Raw genomic sequence first — 17608 nt, forward strand, 5'->3', positions numbered from 1 at the left:
TGCCGGCTCGGCAGTTGCAGGCCGGGCCTGAAAGGCGCAAGCTGAGCGCGAATGAAGCAAAGGTGGGAGCATTCATGAAGGTCAACGGGACGCATTACCGTTCGCTCTGGTGGGACGATGCCAAAGGCGCGCTTCAGATCATTGACCAGCGCTGGTTGCCACATGACTTCCGCGTTCAATCCGTCGAAACACTTGAGGATTTTGCCGCCGCAATCGTGGAAATGCGGGTACGTGGCGCGCCACTGATCGGCGCAAGCGCCGCCTATGGCATGGCTCTGGCGATGAAGCTGGACCCAAGCGACGCCCATATGAACAAGGTCTGGGACTATCTCAACGCCACCCGTCCGACTGCCATCAATCTGCGATGGGCGCTGAACCGGTGCCAAGCAGCGCTGCTGCCATTGGCGGAAGCGGATCGAGCAGCGGCGGCGCTTACATTGGCGCATGAGATCGCGGATGAAGATGTCGAAATCAACCGCAATATCGGTCTGAACGGGCTGGAATTGATCCGTGACATCGCGGCGAAAAAACCCGCGGGCGAACCCGTGCGCCTACTGACCCATTGCAACGCAGGATGGATTGCTACCGTCGATTGGGGGACCGCGACCAGCCCCATGTATCACGCCCATGATGAGGGCATTCCGCTGCACATCTGGGTCGATGAAACCCGCCCGCGCAATCAGGGCGCGTTGACTTCGTGGGAACTGGGCAGCCACGGGATCCCCCACACCTATATCACCGACAATGCCGGTGGGCATCTGATGCAGCATGGTCAGGTCGACATGGTCATCACCGGCACCGACCGCACGACGCGGCGGGGCGACGTGTGCAACAAGATCGGCACCTATCTAAAAGCTTTGGCCGCAAAAGATAATGGTGTGCCGTTCTATGTCGCCCTGCCCTCACCCACGATCGACTGGACGGTCGATGACGGCGTCGCCGAAATCCCGATTGAAGAACGCAACGCCCGTGAAACGACCCACATTCAGGGCCTCGCTCCTGATGGTCAGATCGGTGAGGTGCAGGTCACTCCGATGGGAACCCCAGGCGGCAACCCCGCCTTTGATGTGACCCCAAATCGGCTTGTCACCGGCCTGATCACCGAACGCGGGATTTGCTCTGCCACAGCCGAAGGGCTGGCCGGTCTTTTCCCTGAAATGGCGCAGGCGGCGGAATGACCACCTGCCTGCCCGACACGACAGAGACCCGACAGGCGATCATCGATACCTGCCTGCGGATGGAGGCATCTGGAATTAATCAGGGAACCGCTGGCAACGTGTCGGCCCGAGTGGCGGATGGCCTGCTGATCACCCCGTCGGCCGTGCCTTATGCCGAAATGACCCCGGATATGATCTGCAAGCTGCCGTTGCACGGTGACCCGGATCCAGTGGGCCGCAAGCCATCAACCGAATGGCGGTTTCACCAATCCATCATGCAGGCCCGCCCAGATGTCGGTGCCGTGGTGCACGCCCATCCCGCCTATGCCACGGCGATTGCGACCCAGCGTCGGGGCATTCCGCCGGTGCATTACATGATCGCGGCGTTCGGCGGCAGTGATGTGCCAATCACAGGCTATGCATTGTTCGGCAGCCCGGAACTGGCGGCGATGGTCGCGGACGCGCTGAAAGATCGTGACGGCTGCCTGATGGCCAATCACGGTGCCACGACGGTTGGCCCTACGCTGGACCGCGCGCTGTGGCGCATGGAAGAGCTGGAAAATCTGGCCCGCGTCTACATTCTGGCGCTGTCCAGCGGCACACCGGTGTTGTTGTCGCAGGCCGATATTGATGATGCCCTTGGATCATTTGCCAGCTACAAGCCGCAATAATCGCGATCATTCGTGTGATTGTTCGCCCGGTCTGACCGTCTTGATATCCTCGGTCGCGGCCCAGCTTTGCGCGTCTTCGCGCCGCAGGGCGGTGGCCATCAGATCGGGGAACTGATCGGGGGTGCAGGCAAAAACCGGGATGCCCAGACTGGCGACCTTGCCGGCCATATCCTTGTCGTAATAGGGCTGGCCGGTATCGGTAAGGGCCAGCAGCACGATAACGTTGACCCCGGATGCCTTGAGCGCCATCAGCCGCGCGATCAGCGCCTTGGCATCGCCCCCTTCCATCAGATCAGTGATCAGGATCAGGTGCGATTTGCTGGGCCGTTCGATCCGTTCCTCGCAATAGGCGACCGCCCGGTTGATATCGGTGCCACCGCCCAGTTGGACCCCGAACAGGACCTTCACCGGGTCTTCCAATTCTTCGGTCAGGTCGATGATGGCGGTGTCGAAGCAGACCAGTTTGGTCTGGACCGACGGGATCGACGCCATGACCGCCGCGAAGATCGAGGAGTAGACCACGGACGTTGCCATTGACCCGGATTGGTCAACACACAGAGTCACCTCGTCCAGATCGGTGATCCGGCGTTGCTGGCGCAGGAAGCCGATCAGCTTTTCGGGCACGATGGTTTGGTAGTCGGCCTGATAGTGCCGCAGGTTGGCCTGAATGGTGCGCGGCCAGTGGATATCGTTGAACCGGGGCCGGTTGGTGCGGGAGGAGCGGTTGATGGCACCGCGGATCGCCTCTGCTGTCTTCTTTTCCAGCCGCTCCATCAGTTCATCCACGACCTTCTGGATCACGATCCGGGCGGTTTCGATTGTTTTGGCGGGCATGGCGGAGCGGAGCGAGACGAGGTCGGCGACCAGATGCACATCAGCCTCGAGCGCTTCGAGGAATTCGGGCTGCAGCAGCATCTGTTTCAGGCCAAGCCGGTCGAATGCGTCTTTCTGGATGACTTGCACCACGGTGCCCGGAAAGTATTCGCGGATATCGCCCAGCCAGCGCGACACCTTAGGTGCGGATTTGCCGAGTCCCGCGCCCTTGCCGCCGCTGTCCTGATAGAGCGCATCAAGGGCCGCGCTAATTGCCATGTCGCGGTCGGACAGTGCCCCGGCATCTTCGGTTTCGCCCAGCGCCATGCGCCAGCGGCGTTCGTGTTCATCGGTCATGTGCTGCCCCCGAAAATGCGTGTCAGCGTGGACATCTGGGCCGCCCATATCCGGTCGGCATCGGGGGCGAAATCGGCACTGGTGCCGCCGCTGACCTTGCCTAGCAGATGTTCCAGCAACACCTTGCGTTCATTGGCATCGAGCGTGGAAAACACCCGCCGGAACAGCGGCAGATTTTCCGTGAATGCCTCATCGTCGAGTGACATGACCCAGGCATCCACCGCCCCGCGCAGGTCGGCATCGTGGACGAGTTTGAGGCTTGCCCCTGTAAAGAACCCTTCGAAAAAGGCGGCGGCCTCGCTGGCTGGTTTGGCGCGTGACAGGCGCAGGGACATGATGGTTGCGATCTGGTCGGCGTTCAATCGCCCTGCCTCGTAGGCGAGCCGTGCTGTCAGGCCGCCGACGAGAGGCACGGTATGGTCGGAGGTACCTGTGTCGTGCAGGGCGGACAGCCACAGGTCAAGGACGGCATCCGACCGTTCGGCCAGCGCGATGGACCGGTCGGCTGCGGCGATCAGGCTGCGCAGACGCTCCGTCTCTTCCGCGTCCAGACCGCGTGCGGCGCGTGGCAGGGCCAGTGCGGCCTGCACGATCAGCCGGTCCAGCAAAGCCTCCATCCGGTCGAGCGCCATGTCGCGGGCGGTGCCATAGCGCAATGTGTCGACGATGGGTTGCAGCGCGGTCAGCATCAGCGCGCAGTCATCCGTTTCGGCGGCCAGCGCATCAAGCCGGTCGATGCCGATGCTGGCGACCTCTGGTAATTGCGCCACCAGCGCGTCGCGCACTCGTTCGGCCACATCGGCCAGCCGCGCCTCGCCCTGCATCGCCTCGGTCAGGCGCCCGGCGGCGGCGGCGGCGATGGTGGGGCCGTAGACCAGATGTTCGACAAGGCGCACGGCGAATTCCGCATCCCATTGCAGCATCCATTTTTCGCGGAACGTGCCCCGGCTGCGGCCCGGATCGATCAGCTTGCCCCATGGTACGTCAAGTGCAGTCAGCCGGTGCAGAAGGGTAGACCGCGCCAGCCCGCTGTCGGTGCGCAGATCAAGCGAAAGCTCGCGCTCCAGCGCCTCTGGCTTGAGCCGGAGTTTCTTTTGCTGTTGCTGCAGGTCTTCCAACAGCGGGGCCAATGGCAGGTTGCCGGGGATCTGTCCGACCTGCGCCCCCAGAAGCAGGCGCGTTTCGATGATCCGCCATTGCAGCGGTTCGCCCATCATCAGGGTCGAAATCGCCGCATCGCGCATTTCCTCGAAGCCCGGGGCGGGCCGGTCGCGCACCGCCGCCAGATTGCGCGTGAGCCGGACCGTTTCGATCAGACTGGCGGTCGAGGCGTCAAACCCTTCGTCCCGCAGGACCTGCGCCATCCGCGCCACCCAAAGCGCGTCGGCCTTCGGCCCGGTGCCGTTTTCCCAGATGTGATCGTACCAGAGCGGGGCCGCCACCCCTGCCCCGTAGCCGGTCGCGCGAGCCAGCCGGGGTGATGTCCAGGGCGCCCATGTCGCCTGCACCTTGACCTTGGGCAGTTCGCGCAACAGGGCGTTGTCGTCTGACGCTTTGACCTTTTGGCGCAGGGCGGGCACGTGCCAAGCACCGCAGATTACGGCGACCGGGCCGTCCGCACCTTTGGCCGCCTTGCCGATGGCGCGCCGCATATGTGCCTCGCGCAGCGCCTCGCGGCTGTCGGGATCGTGGCCTTCGCGCAGGGTGCCCATCGCGTCGCCGATGGCGTCAAAGAGCGTGCCGGGGTCCGGGTTTTCCTCGATCACGTCGGACCACCAGCTTTCGCCGTCTTCGTACCCGGCAGCCCCGGCCAGTGCACCGATGGGGTCGCGGGCCACGGGGTTTTCGGGCGGTAGCCGGTCTTCGGCATCCTCTGACAGGGTGGCGGATGCGGGCAGGTCGATGAAAGCAAGGGGGATATTGCGGGCCAGCGCCCAGCGCATGGCCTGATATTCGGGTGAAAACCGGGCGAAAGGCCAGAATATCGCGCGTTCCGGCGCATCCTTGGCGTAGGCGAGCAACGCCACGGGCGGCACCATGGCGGCGTCGGCCACATGGGCGATCTGGTCGGTCAGGTCTGCGGGCCCTTCGATCAGAATGACGGCCGGTTGCAGATCATCCAGCGACGCCACGACCTGCTGGGCCGATCCCGGCCCGTGGTGCCTGATGCCAAGGTAGTGGATGTCGGCCATCGGATCAGAGCAGTTCGGTCAGGACCGAATAGTAATCGGCATAGTCGCGCCGTTTTTTCACGACGGTTTCGAGGTATTCTGCCAGCACGGTCTTGTCCTGGACTGGATCCTTGACCACCGCGCCGAGCACGTTGGGGGCAAGCCCATCCACATTCAGTGTCCCGTCGGTAAAGAACGCGGCCTGCGACAGACCGCCGACCATGACAGCAATCGCCTCTGCCGTGGACAGGGTGCCGGTTGGGGCCTTGAGCGCGGTTTTGCCGTCCATGGTTTGCCCGTTGCGCAATTCGCGGAACATGGTGACGACGCGTCCGACCTCTGCCGCGACGTTCTTGGGCAGTGGTAGGTCAAGTCCGGCGGCCATTTCGCCAACCCGTTTGGTGACGATCGACACCTCTTCGTCGATGGTGTCCGGCAGCGGCAGGACGACCACGTTGAACCGGCGTTTGAGGGCCGAGGACAGTTCGTTGACCCCTTTGTCGCGATTGTTTGCGGTGGCGATGATGTTGAAGCCGCGCGTGGCGTAGATTGATGAGTTCAGTTCGGGGATCGGCATCATCTTTTCCGACAGGACAGTGATAAGCGTGTCCTGCACGTCTGATCCCATGCGAGTCAGTTCCTCCATCCGGCAGAGTTTGCCCGCTTCCATCGCGCGGTAAAGTGGTGTGGGAACCAGTGCTTCTTCACTCGGTCCCTTGGCCAGCAGCTGCGCATAGTTCCAGCCATAGCGGATCTGGTTTTCGTCCGTACCGGCCGTGCATTGCACTACAAGGGTTGAATCGCCCGCCACAGCGGCGGCCAGATGTTCCGATACCCATGATTTCGCCGTCCCCGGCACACCCAGCAGCAACAGCGCCCGGTCAGTTGCGAGCGTCGCCACTGCCGTTTCGATCAGCCGTTTCTGCCCGACATATTTCGGGGTGATTTCTGTGCCATCTGCTGCCTTTCCGCCCAAAAGATAGGTCACAACCGCCCGTGGCGACATCGCCCAGCCAGCGGGTTTGGGGCCGTTATCATCGCCGCGCAGGGCGTCAATTTCGGCTTTCCAGACGATTTCGGCAGGTTGGCGGAGCACATCGGTCATGGGGTGGGTCCTTGCAAGGCTATATTGAATTTGAGCGGGCGCAAAACCGGGTCAGCGCTATGAAAACCCAGCGCTTCAAGATCGGTCATAACACGCGTGGCATGCGACGCCGTGATCAGAAAAGCCAACAGCGTGATGAAGTTTTCAAACTGGGAGATTGTGTGGCTGCCCTGATAATCACCCTCGCCTTTCGCCCGCTTGGCAAGGGCCGCTTTGACATCTTTCAGCTTGTTTGCGTAAAACGGCGCGGCTAGCAGCGCGTCTGACAAGGTTGGACCAACATCAGGACCGGTCACGGCCAGCATATCACGCAAATCGGTCAGGATGTTTGCGCGCAGCAACGCCTGCGCCTCTGCCAGTGCCTGATCCTTTGACAATCGTTGGGCCATATCTGCGAGCATAGCAAACTGGGCCACACCATCGGCACGCAAACGGTCCCAATAGATCATCAACGCATCATCGGGTGCTGTGCGGATGCACATCTGCAGGAAGGGTGACATCATCGGGCGCGGTTCAGTGACGTAGCTGGCGGCAAGCGTGTCAGGTGTTACCGCAAGAGCGGAGGTCAATTGAGCGAAGGATACGTTTTCGAAAAGGCTATTCGCCCGCTTCTTTTGCGCCTCGTTCAGTTTGCTGCGCAGTTTGATCACGTTGCGCCGCCGGATCAGGCCGGTCGTCGATTTCTCCATGAAATCGGCCAGTTCTTGTGCATCATCACCGCCGGTGACGACACCAAGGCGCGCCAAGAGGCTTTGCGCACGCGATTTCACTTTGGATGAACGGTCGTTTTGGGTCAGTGCCGCCAGATACTCAGCATCATCCATGCTGAGGCCTATGGCGAAGCCGTCGACGAGACCCAGCCGATCTTCGGCGGGCAATCCACCGCCGTGATCCTGCATCAATTCTCGTGCGGCGGTGGGGTCAGACGCGCGCAGGTCAGCAAAGGCCTTGCGCCGCTCGGCCGGGTACATGTCATCCCATGTGTCAGCAGTCAAAGCGGTGGAGTTGTGGCCAAGCCCGGCCTTCCATTTCGCCAGCGGGATATAGGCGTCGGGGTAGCCTGACATGTCCTGCGGCGGCAGCCAGTCGAATGGGTGGGCCATTACGCCGCGCGCGGCCATCAGGCCGGTCAGCGCCTGCCAGATGCTGCGGTCCTGTTGCTGCATCATCTGCCGGAAGGCCGGGCGCAATGGTTCGGGCAGAAGCGGCAGGGTGGGTGCCGGCAGCGGCTGCATCTCTGTCAGGTCACCGGGCGGTTCCGGGCGCAGACAGGATTGCCGGAACAACGCTGCCTGTGCCAGCAGGCGCAGTTGGGTTTCAGCGCTGTCAGTACCCTTGGTGAATGAATCGTCGCCTGCCTCCGCGACCCCGCCTGTCGTCCAGCGCAGTTTTGCCGCCTCAAGCCGGCCCAAGGTTTCATCAAGCATCGGCATGAAACCTTCCCATATTGGTGTCCGCGGCCAGCAGATCGGCGGCGTGACCGTTCCATAGCACGACCGATTGGTGCAGTTCCGCGCCAAGAACCGGATCGGCAAGGCCGGTGGTGGTCAGGGGCAGCACCGCGTCATTTCCCTGCCAGTAGTGAGTCTCCTTCGCTATGGCGAGCCGTCCGGCAGGCAGCAAAACCGGCAGTTCGGTCAACCAAGGCTCTTGCCCCAAGGCATCGCAAAACAGGCGCAGGATGTCGGCATCCACCGAAACTGCGGGCCAGTCCCGATGCTCATCCGCATTTGTCCGCTCGACTGTTTGCGCCCGCAGCGGCACGGGCGCGGGGTAAAACACCAACTCAGCCTGAAACTGATCCCCGGCGGTGAAGGCCGCCCCTTGCTTGCCCAGACTGGCCGGAAAGAAATCCTGCAACAGCGCAAATCGTGGTCCGGCCTGATCAAGGCCCAACAGCCATGTTGACCGGGCAATCAGCCCGTCACGGCGGGTTTCGTCGCGGCTTGCCAAAACCTCCCATGGACCCGCATGGCGCAGCGCCGTCTTATCCTCCAACAACACATCCCGGTTTTCGGCACCCGTGATGACACGGCGCAAAGCGGGATCGGGGTTGTCACCATCGCCCCACGCCCGCGCGATGATGACCAGCTTGCCAAGTTCCGCGATCAACGCGTCTGGCCGATCCTTTTGCGGCAGCGCCAGAACGCGCGCCGGTATGCCGTCAATCCGGCCCGCCAGTGATCCTGCCTTGGCATCCACAAGGCGCGACGCGATCCGGCGGCATCGCCCAGTCAGATCGGCCAGCAGTTCCGTCAACCCGGTACGCAACTGGTCTGCGATCCACGCCTCCATCTCTGCCAGACCATCAGTGATTGACTTTTGCGTGGCCGCAGCCCGCTTCGCCGCGACAGCTTCACGGCGGGCGACTGTCTTCGGGTCATCGGGTCTTTCAGGCGTGTCAGCTTGCGCGGCGGCGAGGCTTTTCTTTTCGCCACTTGCGGTCGGTGTCGACGCAGTCTTGCGCCGTCGCCCCAGCCATTCGGTCACCCAATCGGGGACATCACCGGGTCCAAAATCAGACGGCGCGCTGCTATATTGCAGCATCAGAGCCAAGGCATGTTTGCAAGGGAACTTACGCGATGGGCAGCTGCATTTCGCCCCCAGATCGCTCAGGTCCACAACCACCCGATAGGGGTTCGCCCCAGATCCCTGACAAGCCCCCCAGATCAGCCGGCTGTCACCCGAAATCAGCCGCTCCGGCCATTTGTTGGGTGACAGCAATTTGCTCGCAGCCTTAAGCGATGCCTGATCGGGCGCAGCGTTTTCAATGGCGGATGTCGTCAGGCTCATGTCTGAAGTCAGAGCAAAACCACATCACAAGTTCAAGACGCATTCTGCGGCTGCGATACGACCGTTGCGCGTGTGTCGCCTGCACCCGTCATTTGCTGCAAAGCCCGATCCAGATCGGGATGCCAGAAGGTAAAGCCTGCGGCCTGTGCCCGGGCGGGTACGACCCGTTGACCGGATAACATCGTCTCTTCCGCCAGATCGCCGAGACCAGCACGCAAGATCGCGGCAGGAAAGCGCAGAACCGCCGGTCTGTGCAGCGCGCCTGCCACGGCCTTGGTGAAATCCGCGTTTGTTACTGGGTTCGGCGCAGTGGCGTTCAGCGGCCCCTGGATATCCGTCGCCACGGCAAAGACGATCATCCGCACAACATCATCCAGATCAATCCAAGACATCCATTGTTTTCCGTCGCCAATAACGCCGCCCAGGCCGAATTCGAACGGGGTCAGGAACTTGGCCAGCATCCCGCCTTCGACACCCAGAACCAACCCGATGCGCAGCGCGACAACACGGACCCCATGGGCCTGCGCGGTCTCTGCTGTCGCTTCCCAGCGGGCGCAAACCTGACGGGTAAAGCAATCCTGCGGGGCTGCATCCTCGGTCAGTTTTTCGTCGCCGCGCAAACCATACCATCCGATGGCAGAGCCATTGACCAACACCTTTGGTTTTACGGCAAGCCGGTCAATCAAGGCCACGATTTCGCGAGTCATATCCACACGCGATCCGATGATCCGGGCGCGTTTGCGTGTCGTCCAAGGCGCGCTGGCAACGGGATCACCGGCCAAATTGATGATGCTGTCGATAGGTTCATCATCCGGGATCTGCGCCAGATCAGTGACAATCCGGATCGGATGGGCCAGATCATCTGCCTTGGCCTTGGTCCGCGTTAATACAGTGACACGATGCCCACCAGCCACCAAGGCAGCAGTCAGGCGCGCGCCAATGAACCCGGTCGCGCCGGTGATCAGAACATTCTGACGACCCGGCAGATCAGTCGCCAGCTTTGCAGGGTCCGGGCGTGCCAACCTGTCGCTACGCCCCGCCGCCAGCAGATCACGTGCGCTGAACAGGCCGACACCCAAGGCAGACAGGGTCGCCATGACGCTCCACCAGCCATAGCTGGTTGGGATCAGCGCCGTTTCCATCCTTGCCCACTCCAACAGGTAGGGCGCGGCAAGTGCAAGGATTGCACCGTAGTTGAGGGCAAGGAGGGTATGGTTCACCCGTTCGGTCGCTGGCAGTTTCCGTGTTAGGTCCTCCTCCACGAAATCCCACAGGGTGATCAACACCTCGACCACCAGAATGCCTGTCAGGATCATCGTGAAGACACCGCGCGGCTCCAGCCAGGCAAAGCATAGGAAAATCACCATATAGAAAAAGTTGCGCACCCCGTGCAGGCGCAGTTCCTGCCGTTGCGACGGGCGCCATGCCAGACGTTCAGTGCCTTCATGGTGGACAAGCGTGTCAAACGCGCCCATCACAACCTGAATGGCAATGAGGGTCCAAAGGATCGGATCATCCATTATCTATTCCTTTGCGTCCTGGAAAACGGCGTCTTGGGCGATCATCTCGCCAAAGACGCGGTGTTTGAGCGAAAGTGTGAAGGCAAACTGCCCGTCGCCCAGATCATGGTGGCCAATCACCAACGCACCCGGGCTGAGCAAACGTGGCAGCCTGATGCGGCGGCCGCATAGTTGCAGAAAGAAATGATCGCTTTTGAAGAGCAGTGCATGGGCGGTCGCCTGGACCCGCAACGCCATACCGATGCCATAGCCGATATATTCCTCGAGCCCGGTGGGACCTGCAAAACGTTTGGAGCTGTGCACGGTTTGGGGGAAACCCTTGGCCCGCCCGTATTGCCTGATCCAGAACTGGCCATTTGTCACACTGTCTTCGGTCACAATCACAACAGCGGGACGATCGACCGAAGTCATATCATAGGGCAATGGCGCGCCCACAAGGCGCGCCAGTTGCGCCAGAACATGCCCCGTCCGGTTCATGCGCATGGATGTCACAACACCCTGATAGGTCACACTATCCCCACCCTTCAGCCGCTTACCAAATCGTTTGCGGATCGCTGCAGGCAGCCGGTTCCAGCCATCACCCAGCAGGTTGCGAAACCGGCTGTCTGGCAAAGGCTGCGGTGCCTTGGCATCATTGGCAGGCACAAACGGTATGACCTGTTGCTTATGTCCCTGAACCTCCATCATTTCCTCCGTTTCGTATCATCATATATTTCTGTAGGAACAGAAATTAGTCGCCAAAAAAAGGGGCGACCTATTTGGCCTTGCGCCCTGTGAACTTCAAAACCTTCAGTACCTTGTCGCCCATGCCGATCAACCGCGTCAGCTGGGCCTTGGGCACACCCAGCATCTGGTCGTACCAACGGGTCGTCGTATTGAGGAATTCCTGCATCTCGCGCAGCCGGTGCAGCACCTCGGGGTTCAACCCCTTCTCGGTCTCTGCCTTGGTTACGCAATCACGCAGCGCTGCGGCTGCTGGATCAATCTCGCGCTCCTTGCGGCCCTGAGCGATGCGCATCGCCATCTCCCAGACGTCAACCTCTGCCTCAAAATGCTCGCGCCTGTCACCCACGATGGGAACGCGACGGATCAGTTTCCAGCCGACCAGTTCCTTGAGAGAGTTCGATACGTTTGACCGGGCAATCCCCAGCGTCTCGGATATCTGCTCTGCATTCATCGGACTGACCGAAAGATATAGCAACGCATGGATCTGCGCGACCGAGCGGTTGACGCCCCACTGCCCGCCCATGTCACCCCAATACAGAATGAATTGCTCAACGGCCGCTGATTTGGTTATTTGTGATATTTCTGTCATGACAGAAACTTAGAACACGCCGGCACGTTTTGCAAGCCAAATCGCCTAGCCATTTTCGCCAACGGGAGTCCTGTGTGCACATAAATGAGAGGAAGCGCCCAAATACCCGGCAGATCCCTTACCGATGGCCAAGGCCTCAAAACTTCTGGCTGTCACGTCGTCATCATCATTGACTCATGTCGAAAATTGCTGAACCAATGTGTAATTGGTTCACCATTGGGATGAAGACGCTGACCAAAACCGCCCCCTTGCTGTCACTTGCTGCGTTGAGCCTTCGATTTAAGGGGCAAGCAAGTTGTGCGGTTGAGAATGTCAGCCTGTCGGTGGCGTCTGGTGAAATCCTCTGTGTCGTGGGCGAATCTGGATGCGGAAAAAGCGTGACCGCCATGGCCATGATGGGGCTTTTGCCGCCGGGTGCGGCGCATATTCCTTCGGGAAAGATGGTGTTTGACGGGCAAGCCTTTGATTTAACAAAGGAACGCATCCCCGCAGACCTGCGCGGCGGTCGCATGGCGATGATTTTTCAAGAACCGATGACTTCTCTTAATCCCGCCTTCCGTATCGGCGACCAGATTGCAGAATCAGTGCAACGTCACACCGGCTGTTCCCGCACCAAGGGGCTGGAACGCGCATTGGAGATGCTGCGCCGCGTCGGTCTGCCATCACCGGAACTGCAACTGGATCGGCACCCGCACCAATTGTCAGGTGGTCAGCGCCAGCGCGTAATGATCGCCATGGCGCTGGCCAATGACCCCAGCCTTCTAATCGCGGATGAGCCGACAACAGCACTGGATGTCACCATTCAAGCGCAGATTCTCGACCTGATCCGCGATCTGCAGCGCGATACCGGCATGGGCACCATCATGATCACCCATGATCTGGGTGTGGTGGCCGAAATCGCTGATACCGTAGCGGTCATGTATGGCGGGCAGATGGTGGAATACGGGCCCATGGCCGAGATATTCGGCAATCCGCAGCACCCCTACACGATTGGTTTGATGGCCTCGGTGCCGCGCCTGTCAGGACCCCGCGCAAGACTGACCACGATCATGGGCACCGTGCCGACAATGAACAACATGCCTCAAGGATGCCGCTTTCGCAGCCGTTGTCCGTTTGCGACCGGCGTTTGCAGTACTCAGCCGTCCTTGTCCGATGTAGGGCCCAATCACCAGACCGCCTGTCATTTTGCACCACTCGAACAAACCTTACAGGTGGCCGGATGAAACCCATCCTCGAAGCACAAGGGCTGAAAAAGCACTTCCAGACGGGCGGCGGCCTGTTCGCCAAGAAGGGATCGGTGCGCGCAGTGGATGGTGTGTCGCTGTCGATCACGTCCGGCGAAACCTTTGCCATCGTGGGCGAATCCGGCTGCGGGAAATCCACCCTCGCCCGGTTGCTGGCACGTCTGCTGGACCCGACGGCAGGCGACGTCATCTTTGACGGCAAGGCAGTGACCCAAGCGCGGGGTCATGCGCTGTCAGACCTGCGTCGGGATGTGCAGTTCATCTTTCAGGACCCTTTTTCGTCGCTGAACCCGCGCATGTCGGTGGGCCGGCTGGTGGCAGAACCACTGGAGGTTCACGCGCCAGACCTGTCCAAACAGGACCGCCGCGCCAAAGTATCCGAACTGCTGAAACAGGTCGGCTTGCAGCCCGAACATGCAGACCGGTATCCGCATGAGTTTTCAGGCGGACAGCGCCAGCGGATCGGCATCGCCCGCGCTTTGGCATCAGGGCCGCGACTGATTATCGGGGATGAACCGGTGTCTGCGCTGGATGTGTCAGTTCAGGCGCAGGTGGTGAACCTGCTCAGCGACCTAGGCCGCGATCTTGGTCTGACCCTGATCCTGATTGCGCACGACCTTGCCGTCATCAGACACATGTCGGACAGGGTCGCGGTCATGTATTTAGGCAAAATCGTCGAGCAAGGCACGACCGATGCGCTTTTCGACACACCACGCCACCCCTATACGCGCGCCTTGCTTGATGCCATTCCCGATCCGGATGATCGCAATCGCACTGATCGTGCCCGGATCGAAGGCGAAATGCCAAGCCCGTCCGCACCACCGTCCGGCTGCGCCTTTCACACGCGCTGCCTGTTTGTCACCGACCTGTGCCGCAGCACAGCGCCAATGCCGGAAGAAACACCGGATGGCCATATGACGGCATGTCATCACTGGCAGGACATCGGTGTAACGGCCAGCCGCAACCCCCCTCCCAAACGAAGCCCTGCCACCGAAGCGCGGCTCGCCCTTTACCGAAAAGCGACCGAGGGGGCGAAGATCACCCCGGTCGCACATCATCCCGACAGAGAGGAAACATGATGAAATCCCTGACAATGACAACTGCCGCACTGACGCTGATGGCGACCGGTGCCATGGCGCAAGACCTGCGCATCGCGCTGCAATCGGATGCCGACATTCTGGACCCCGACCAGTCGCGAACATTCGTAGGCCGCATCGTTTATGCGTCGCTATGCGACAAACTGGTCGATATCACCCCGGACCTTGAAATCATTCCGCAACTCGCCACCGAATGGACCGTGGCCGAGGATGGCATGTCCATCGACATGACCGTGCGCGAGGGTGTGGTGTTCCATGATGGGACCGCTTTCAATGCACAGGCTGTCGCCGATAATATCGAACGATCCCAAACGCTTGAGGAAAGCCGCCGCAAATCTGAATTGTCGTCAATCACCTCGGTTGATGTCACTGGCGACTACACCCTGACACTGAACCTTAGCGCGCCTGATGCAACCGTGATGGCGCAACTTGCAGACCGGGCCGGTATGATGGTCTCGCCCACAGCTGCCGCCGAAACGGGTGTTGATTTCGGGCTCGCGCCGGTCTGCTCTGGCCCATTTAGCTTTGGCGAACGTGTGGCGCAGGACCGGATTGTCCTGAACAAGTTTGACGATTACTGGAATGCCGATGCGATCAATTTCGACAGTGTGACCTTCCTCCCGATCCCCGATACCACCGTGCGTCTGGCCAATCTGCAGTCGGGCGATATCCATATTCTGGAACGTCTGGCCCCGACCGATCTGGCGCAGGCCGAAGCGGACCCAGATATCAATGTGGTCTCTGCCGTATCGCTCGGCTATCAGGGCGTCACCTTTAACACTGGCAACGGCGAGAAGGCCGACAACCCCTTTGGCAACGACAAACGGCTACGGCAAGCGTTCAGCTATGCCATGGACCGCAACGCGATCAATCAGGTGGTATTTGAAGGCGCTTATGCACCGGGCAACCAGTCCTTCCCGCCCACCTCGCCTTGGTACAACACCAATTTCCCGATCGAAGAACGCGATGTGGAAAAAGCCAAGGCCTTGCTGGCAGAGGCGGGCTATCCCGACGGTGTCGACCTGACGGTACAGGTCCCCAACACCACGATCCCGCTGCAATTGATGCAGGTTGTCCAGTCGATGGCGGCAGAGGCGGGCATCCGGGTTGAGATTGTGTCGAAGGAATTCGCGACCCTGCTGGCCGACCAATCCGCCGGTGACTATCAGGCAAGCCAGATCGGCTGGTCCGGTCGCGTCGATCCAGATGGCAATATTCACCAGTTCGTGACCACCGATGGCGGCATCAATGACAGTGGATTTTCGCACCCAGATGTGGATGCGGCGTTGAATGCCGCCCGCACACAGGCTGACATGGAGGCCCGCAAGATCGAGTATGACAAGGCCCGCGCCGTCCTGATCGACGAAGCACCGCTGGTCTATCTCTATCATCAAAGCTGGATCACGGCGCTTGATGCTGGGATCGACGGCTTCACCCCCTACCCCGATGGCATGATCCGTCTGGAAGGCGTGTCACTGTCTGAGTGATGTGGAGCCGGCCCGACCTTGGTTGAGGTCGGGCCACCCAACAAGAGGCATTCCATGCTGTCATACTTCCTGCGCCGTGTTGCTATCGCGATCCCGACGATCCTGCTGATCTCGATCTTCGTTTTCGCATTGCAAAAACTGTTGCCCGGCGACCCGCTGCTGGTTCTGGCCGGAGAAGAGCGTGACCCAGAGGTACTGGAATTCCTGCGCGAGAAATACCGTCTGAATGATCCGATCCCGGTGCAGTACATCACTTGGGTGGGCAATGCGCTGCAGGGTGATCTGGGCACCTCGTTCCGCACCAATCAGCCTGTGACCGAACTTATCGGGCAGAAGCTGCCAGTGACGATCCAGCTGGCGGTGATGTCGTTGATTTTCGCGGTCCTGATCGGCATTCCGGCAGGTATCCTGTCGGCTTATAAAAAAGGCACGCTGACTGATTACATCGCCAATATTGTTGCCCTTTCCGGGCTGTCTATTCCGAATTTCTGGCTGGGGATCATGTTGATCCTGCTCGTATCCGTGAAATGGCAATTGCTGCCCGCGTCGGGCTATGTCCCGCTGAACGAGGATTTCTGGCTGTCGATCAAGACAATGCTGATGCCCGCCTTTGTGCTTGGCACAGCATTGGCGGCCACGCTGATGCGGCACACCCGTTCCGCGATGCTGGGGGTTCTGACCTCTGACTATGTTCGAACCGCACGCGCCAAGGGGTTGTCAGAGCGCAAGGTCGTGCTGAAGCACGCCTTTCGCAACGCGTTGACGCCCATCGTTACCCTAACGGCCCTGCTGTTCGGAGAGTTGATCGCAGGTGCGGTTCTGACCGAACAGATCTTTACCATACCCGGATTTGGCAAACTGGTCGTCGATGCGGTCTTCAACCGCGACTATGCCGTTGTGCAGGGCATTGTTCTGGTGACTGCGGTTGGTTTCATCATCATGAACCTATTGGCGGATATGGCCTACCTCCTGCTCAACCCTCGTCTGAGGAGCGCCTGATGTCCGTTGCTGAAACGACCGCCACAGCACTCCCCAAACCCGAAAACCGGGTCTGGAAGAAGTTCCGCAGCCACAAATCGGCGATGTTGGGCGGCATTCTGGTGACCTTCTTTATCGCCATCGCCCTGCTCGCGCCCGTCCTGCCAATTCCCGACCCGGCCACGACAGATTGGGGTGCGGTGCGTCAGGCACCGTCTGCGGCTCATTGGATGGGAACCGATGAGATCGGGCGCGATGTGCTGTCGCGGATGATCTGGGGGGCGCAGGCGTCGCTTTTGGCTGGCGTCATCTCGGTCGGGATCGCGGTGGCCATCGGGGTGCCGCTCGGCATCGTGGCCGGTTATTTTGGTGGCTGGATTGACGCCATCATTTCGCGCTGTACTGAAGCTCTATTAGCCGCTCCCTTCCTGATCCTTGCCATCGCGCTGGCGGCCTTTCTGGGGCCGAGCCTGACTAACGCGATGATCGCCATTGGCATCTCGGCCACACCGATATTCATCCGCCTGACCCGCGGCCAGGTGCTCAATATCAAGGTCGAGGATTACGTGGAATCCGCCCATGCCATCGGGCTGCCAACCCGGCTGATCCTGTCACGCTACATCCTGCCGAATGCCTTGCCGCCAATCCTTGTGCAGGCAACCCTGACCATTGCGACGGCAATCATTGCGGAGGCGTCGCTTTCGTTCCTCGGCCTCGGCCAACAACCCCCGTCACCAAGCTGGGGATCGATGCTGAATACGGCCAAGAACTTCCTCAATCAGGCGCCGTGGATGGCGCTTTATCCCGGCATCTCGATCTTTCTTGTTGTGTTGGGGTTCAACCTTCTGGGCGACGGGCTGCGCGACGCGCTTGACCCGCGCGAACACTGAAAGGCATCGC

Annotated in this window: 15 protein-coding genes; 7 read left to right on the plus strand and 8 right to left on the minus strand. The window is 60.6% G+C overall.

The features are described 5' to 3' along the window. Window positions 1-74: 74 nt before the first annotated feature. On the plus strand, window positions 75-1178 hold the full coding sequence (gene mtnA / locus ACFWW2_RS03505; RefSeq protein ID WP_393926286.1) for an S-methyl-5-thioribose-1-phosphate isomerase: 1104 nt from the start codon (window positions 75-77) through the stop codon (window positions 1176-1178). Then, a complete protein-coding gene (locus tag ACFWW2_RS03510; RefSeq protein ID WP_393926219.1) occupies window positions 1175-1828 on the plus strand; it encodes a class II aldolase/adducin family protein in 654 nt (217 codons plus the stop codon). Before mtnA ends, ACFWW2_RS03510 begins: the two co-directional genes overlap by 4 nt. A 6-nt stretch (window positions 1829-1834) precedes the next feature. Here ACFWW2_RS03510 and ACFWW2_RS03515 read toward each other — a convergent pair whose 3' ends face one another. The 8 genes from ACFWW2_RS03515 to ACFWW2_RS03550 form a co-directional block, all read right to left on the minus strand. Continuing rightward, complete coding sequence (locus ACFWW2_RS03515; protein WP_393926221.1) at window positions 1835-2998, minus strand: VWA domain-containing protein; 1164 nt, start codon at window positions 2996-2998, stop codon at window positions 1835-1837. Beyond that, window positions 2995-5190, minus strand: a complete 2196-nt coding sequence (locus ACFWW2_RS03520) for a DUF5682 family protein (RefSeq protein ID WP_393926223.1) — start codon at window positions 5188-5190, stop codon at window positions 2995-2997. Before ACFWW2_RS03520 ends, ACFWW2_RS03515 begins: the two co-directional genes overlap by 4 nt. 4 nt (window positions 5191-5194) lie before the next feature. After that, complete coding sequence (locus ACFWW2_RS03525; RefSeq protein WP_393926225.1) at window positions 5195-6274, minus strand: AAA family ATPase; 1080 nt, start codon at window positions 6272-6274, stop codon at window positions 5195-5197. Next, the gene (locus tag ACFWW2_RS03530) at window positions 6271-7701 is read right to left on the minus strand and encodes a DUF5691 domain-containing protein (RefSeq protein WP_393926227.1); all 1431 of its coding nucleotides are present in this window, start codon (window positions 7699-7701) and stop codon (window positions 6271-6273) included. Before ACFWW2_RS03530 ends, ACFWW2_RS03525 begins: the two co-directional genes overlap by 4 nt. Then, window positions 7694-9067 (minus strand): SWIM zinc finger family protein, encoded by a 1374-nt coding sequence (locus ACFWW2_RS03535; protein WP_393926228.1) that lies wholly within the window; start codon window positions 9065-9067, stop codon window positions 7694-7696. Before ACFWW2_RS03535 ends, ACFWW2_RS03530 begins: the two co-directional genes overlap by 8 nt. 32 nt (window positions 9068-9099) lie before the next feature. Beyond that, window positions 9100-10587 carry a TIGR01777 family oxidoreductase gene (locus tag ACFWW2_RS03540; RefSeq protein WP_393926230.1) on the minus strand — a complete coding sequence of 496 codons (1488 nt, stop codon included), beginning with the start codon at window positions 10585-10587 and terminating at the stop codon, window positions 9100-9102. Window positions 10588-10590: 3 nt separating this feature from the next. Further along, window positions 10591-11271 (minus strand): DUF4166 domain-containing protein, encoded by a 681-nt coding sequence (locus tag ACFWW2_RS03545; RefSeq protein ID WP_393926232.1) that lies wholly within the window; start codon window positions 11269-11271, stop codon window positions 10591-10593. A gap of 70 nt (window positions 11272-11341) precedes the next feature. Beyond that, complete coding sequence (locus tag ACFWW2_RS03550; protein WP_393926234.1) at window positions 11342-11902, minus strand: GbsR/MarR family transcriptional regulator; 561 nt, start codon at window positions 11900-11902, stop codon at window positions 11342-11344. Window positions 11903-12123: 221 nt separating this feature from the next. Here ACFWW2_RS03550 and ACFWW2_RS03555 point away from each other — a divergent pair, with 221 nt between their 5' ends. Genes ACFWW2_RS03555 through ACFWW2_RS03575 form a run of 5 tightly spaced genes read left to right on the plus strand, consistent with a single transcriptional unit; the run spans window position 12124 to window position 17598 of the window. Next, window positions 12124-13125: an ABC transporter ATP-binding protein gene (locus ACFWW2_RS03555; RefSeq protein ID WP_393926236.1), complete on the plus strand. Its 1002-nt coding sequence runs from the start codon at window positions 12124-12126 to the stop codon at window positions 13123-13125. Continuing rightward, entirely contained in the window at window positions 13122-14225 is a 1104-nt protein-coding gene (locus ACFWW2_RS03560) for an ABC transporter ATP-binding protein (RefSeq protein ID WP_393926238.1), read from the plus strand. Before ACFWW2_RS03555 ends, ACFWW2_RS03560 begins: the two co-directional genes overlap by 4 nt. Next, a complete protein-coding gene (locus tag ACFWW2_RS03565) occupies window positions 14225-15730 on the plus strand; it encodes an ABC transporter substrate-binding protein (protein WP_393926240.1) in 1506 nt (501 codons plus the stop codon). Before ACFWW2_RS03560 ends, ACFWW2_RS03565 begins: the two co-directional genes overlap by 1 nt. Before the next feature lie 54 nt (window positions 15731-15784). Next, window positions 15785-16729 carry an ABC transporter permease gene (locus ACFWW2_RS03570; RefSeq protein ID WP_393926242.1) on the plus strand — a complete coding sequence of 315 codons (945 nt, stop codon included), beginning with the start codon at window positions 15785-15787 and terminating at the stop codon, window positions 16727-16729. After that, window positions 16729-17598, plus strand: coding sequence for an ABC transporter permease (locus tag ACFWW2_RS03575; protein ID WP_393926244.1), 870 nt, complete (start codon window positions 16729-16731; stop codon window positions 17596-17598). Before ACFWW2_RS03570 ends, ACFWW2_RS03575 begins: the two co-directional genes overlap by 1 nt. The last annotated feature ends 10 nt before the right edge of the window (window positions 17599-17608 follow it).

Origin of the sequence: Yoonia sp. R2-816, assembly GCF_046762905.1 — a bacterium.
Classification (GTDB): Bacteria; Pseudomonadota; Alphaproteobacteria; order Rhodobacterales; family Rhodobacteraceae; genus Yoonia.